Annotated in this window: 4 protein-coding genes; 2 read left to right on the forward strand and 2 right to left on the reverse strand. The window is 63.2% G+C overall.

What is annotated here, in order from left to right:
• Positions 1-58 precede the first annotated feature (58 nt).
• Positions 59-316 carry an RNA-binding S4 domain-containing protein gene (locus Q4F91_RS13135; protein WP_303338183.1) on the forward strand — a complete coding sequence of 86 codons (258 nt, stop codon included), beginning with the start codon at positions 59-61 and terminating at the stop codon, positions 314-316.
• Between the two features lie 89 nt (positions 317-405).
• Here Q4F91_RS13135 and Q4F91_RS13140 read toward each other — a convergent pair whose 3' ends face one another.
• Together Q4F91_RS13140 and hemG are read right to left on the reverse strand one after the other, a co-directional pair.
• Positions 406-2,085: an AMP-binding protein gene (locus Q4F91_RS13140; protein ID WP_303338184.1), complete on the reverse strand. Its 1,680-nt coding sequence runs from the start codon at positions 2,083-2,085 to the stop codon at positions 406-408.
• A 177-nt stretch (positions 2,086-2,262) separates the two neighbouring features.
• Complete coding sequence (gene hemG / locus Q4F91_RS13145) at positions 2,263-2,802, reverse strand: menaquinone-dependent protoporphyrinogen IX dehydrogenase (protein WP_303338185.1); 540 nt, start codon at positions 2,800-2,802, stop codon at positions 2,263-2,265.
• A 368-nt stretch (positions 2,803-3,170) separates the two neighbouring features.
• Here hemG and infA point away from each other — a divergent pair, with 368 nt between their 5' ends.
• Positions 3,171-3,431, forward strand: a complete 261-nt coding sequence (infA, locus tag Q4F91_RS13150; protein WP_303338186.1) for a translation initiation factor IF-1 — start codon at positions 3,171-3,173, stop codon at positions 3,429-3,431.
• Positions 3,432-3,620 lie beyond the last annotated feature (189 nt).

Genomic DNA, 3,620 nt, shown 5'->3' on the forward strand with positions numbered 1-3,620 from the left:
TTTTTTGGGCTGTCCGACAGGCATTGTTCGTGCCTTAAATCAATTTCTCGTTCTCTTTATGACTGAATCCAAGGAAATCTCCTTCTCCCTGCGGGGCGAATACATCACGCTCGACGCGCTCCTCAAGGCCGCCGGCATCGCGAGCTCGGGCGGCGAGGCCAAGGCCCGCATCACCGAGGGCCAGGTGACCGTTGACGGCGCCGCCGAGACCCGCCGCGGCAGGAAGCTGCGCGGCGGCGAACTCGTCGAGACCGCCGGGAAGCGCATCCGCGTCGTCGCTCCCGCGGCCCCCGCCGCTGAAGCAGAGAAGGCCTGAGAAAGGCTTTCTTCGCAAAGAGGAAGGGCGCTCGCCGATGCCGGCTGAGCGCCCTTGCTGTCTTCCTGCCTGAAGGAGGAACCTGGGAATCAGAGGTCCTTGAGTTCGCGGCGGAGGATCTTGCCAACGGGGGTCTTCGGGAGGCTGTCGACGAAGACGATCACGTGCGGGCACTTGTAGCGCGTGAGCTCCTTGCGGCACCACTGCTTGACGTCCTCCTCGGTGAGGGCGGGATCCTTCTTCACGATGACGGCCTTGACGGTCTCGCCCGACTTCGCGGACGAGACGCCCGTGACGCCGACCTCGAGCACGCCCGGCATGGCGGCGATCACGTTCTCGACCTCGTTCGGGTACACGTTGAAGCCCGAGACGATGATCATGTCCTTCTTGCGGTCCGTGATGGAGATGACGCCGCGGTGGTCCATGTGACCGACGTCGCCCGTGCGCAGCCACCCGTCGCGCATCGTGGCGGCCGTCTCCTCGGGCTTCTTCCAGTAGCCGCGCATCACCTGCGGGCCCTTCACACAGATCTCGCCCGTGTACGGGGTGGGATCCTCGCCCTCGGGGCACTGCCCGAGATCGCGGAAGCCTTCGCCGCGGATCGAGACCTCGGTCGAGGAGATCGGCACGCCGACCGAGCCGTCCCACGGCGCGCCCGGGATGTTGCCGCAGACCGCCGGCGAGCACTCGGTGAGGCCGTAGGCCTCGAGGATCGGGCAGCCGGTCTGCTTCAACCACCCCTCGGCGACGACCTTCTGCACCTGGGCGCCGCCGCCGCAGGTGAACTTGAGGCGCTTGAACTTGTGGCCCGTGAAGACCTTGTTGCGCAGGAGCGCCGCGAAGAGCGTGTTCACGCCGATGATCGCCGAGACGTCATGCTTGATGCATTCCTTGGCGAGCGAGTCCATGTTGCGCGGGTTGGTGATGAGCACCATCTCGGCGGCCCACTTCGTGAAGACGAGCGTCGCGGTGAGCGAGAAGACGTGGTAGAGCGGAAGCGCCGTGAGAACAGTCTCCTTGCCTTCCTGGAAGGCGCCGGAGATCCAGGCGCTCACCTGCAGGATGTTCGAGACGATGTTGCGGTGCGTGAGCTCGGCGCCCTTGGCGACGCCCGTCGTTCCGCCCGTGTACTGCAGGAAGGCGAGCGAGTCGTTCGTGACCTCGACGGGCTTGAAGCCGGCGGAGTGGCCCGCCGCGAGCGCGTCGCGGAAGTTGATCTCATTGGGGAGCTTGTAGGCCGGCACCATCTTCTTCACGTTGCGGATGAGGAAGTTGACGACCTGGCGCTTCGGGAAGGGAAGCATGTCGCCCGCGCCCGTCGTGATGAAGTGCTTGAGCGCGGAGCCCGGGCAGGCCTTCTCGACCGTGCGTGCGAAGTTCTCGATGATGACGATCGCCTTGGCGCCCGAGTCGGAGAGCGTGTGGGCGACCTCGCGCGAGGTGTAGAGCGGGTTGATGTTCACGACCACCATGCCCGCGCGCAGGATGCCGAAGACGGCGATCACGTACTGCAGGAGGTTCGGCATCATGATCGCCACGCGGTCGCCCGGCTTCATGTCGGGGAGCGACTGCAGGTAGGCGGCGAAGTCCTTCGAGAGCTGCTCGGCCTGGCGATACGTAAGGTCGGCGCCGAGGTTCGAGTAGCCGGTGCGGCGCGGGAACTTCTTCGCGGCCTCGTCAAGGACCGACGGGACGTTCGGGTAGCTGTCGGGATCGATGGTGTGGGGCACGCCCGCCGGATATGAGACGTACCAAGGGAAATCGGTCATGATGGTTTTTGGTGAAAAATCAAGGGTGGCCGCAGTTTACCTCAGAGAGAGGCGGTTTTGAGGCACCCAAAAAAGCAAAATGCCGGCCCTGTGAAGACCCGGGGCTCTTCCCGGGGGCTTCATCGGCCGGCATTCGTCACGCGCCCCTGGGGGCGCGTGATCGTGCGGAACAGGTCATCAGGCCTGGATCGTCAGGCAGTGACGGGCGTATTCCTTGACGTCTTCCCAGTCGGTGTAGTCGATGATGGCGGTCGGTTCGACCGGGCCCTTCGTCATCTTCATGATCATCTGGATCGCCTTCGTGTCGAGCCAGCCCCAGTTCGGGTAGTCGACCTTGCCGGCGAAGAGGTGGGCGTCCTTCGGCTTCCAGGGGTTGTTCTCAAGGAACTTGCGGGTGTAGACGTTGCCCTCGGGGGTGCACTTCGCAGGCGTGCGGGCGACGAGCGACACGGAGAAGAAGCTTGTGGCCTTCGCGTCGAGGATGGCCTTGTAGCGGTTGACGAACGCGACGAGCTGGCGGTTGAACTTGCCGTAGATCACCGGGCAGCCGATGATCACGAGCTCGTACTTGTTCCAGTCAAGGCCCTCGCGGTCGGCCTCCATCACGCTCATCAGGTCGGCCTGGTTGCCCTCGGCGATGACCGTCTCCCAGATGCGGCGGGCGATGCGGGCGGTGTGGCCGCCGTGGCTGTAGTAAAGAACGAGGACTGACTTCATTGTTTGATTCTCCTGCGTGCGGCACGCAGCCTGGGAAAGCCGGGGCTCCGCGGCCGCGCTCGAATAGGGGTGGGGTTCGCTCCCGCTTCGGATGGGGAGGCTCCCTGCGAACGCTTCAGATATTATCCCTCGACTTTTTTCTAGTTCTTAAGAAGGATGCGCGCGGGAAGCGAAAAATGCCCCGGAAAGGGTAGGCGGAGAGGTTTTTCCGTCGTCAGGCTCGTGGATAAACCGGGAAAATTCCTGATTCTTCAGACCCGAAGTGCTAAAATGCCATGTTTCTACACACCCGCGGGCGCGGGCCGGAGCGGCACAGGACGCCGTCCGAAGCCCCCCGGGGGCATTTTTTCCCCTCCTGATGGATTCAAATGGCAAAGGAAGATCTCATTGAGATGGCGGGCCAGGTTCTGGAAGTGCTTCCGGACGCCCGTTACAAGGTCAAGCTCGACAACGGTCACGAACTGATTGCGTACACCAACGGCAAGATGCGCAAGCATCACATCCGCATCCTCGCCGGTGACCGCGTCTCGCTTGAGCTGTCGCCCTATGATCTGACGAAGGGCCGCATCACCTTCCGTCACATCGAAGGCCGTCCGCCTGTCGCCCCGCAGGGCCAGCGCCGTCGCTGATCCGCCTGCCGCTCTCCTTCTCCGAAGGGGAGCAGGAGCGAAAAGAAAAGCCCGTCCGGGAAAGCTTCCCGCGGCGGGCTTTGATTTTGGCTATGTTAATCGAAAGTGTTGAATTTTGGCCGCGGTCGCCATAAAGTGTCCCTAAGGAGGTAGCACTATGGCGACTCTCTCGAAGTTTGAAGTGCTGGA

Source organism: Sutterella sp. (assembly GCF_030539355.1).
Classification (GTDB): Bacteria; Pseudomonadota; Gammaproteobacteria; order Burkholderiales; family Burkholderiaceae_F; genus Sutterella.

Bases quoted from the DNA above. Each gene is read 5' to 3' on its own strand.
- infA (WP_303338186.1), top strand. From the start codon at position 3,171: ATGGCAAAGGAAGATCTCATTGAGATGGCGGGCCAGGTTCTGGAAGTG.
- Q4F91_RS13135 (WP_303338183.1), top strand. From the start codon at position 59: ATGACTGAATCCAAGGAAATCTCCTTCTCCCTGCGGGGCGAATACATC.
- hemG (WP_303338185.1), bottom strand. From the start codon at position 2,802: ATGAAGTCAGTCCTCGTTCTTTACTACAGCCACGGCGGCCACACCGCC.
- Q4F91_RS13140 (WP_303338184.1), bottom strand. From the start codon at position 2,085: ATGACCGATTTCCCTTGGTACGTCTCATATCCGGCGGGCGTGCCCCAC.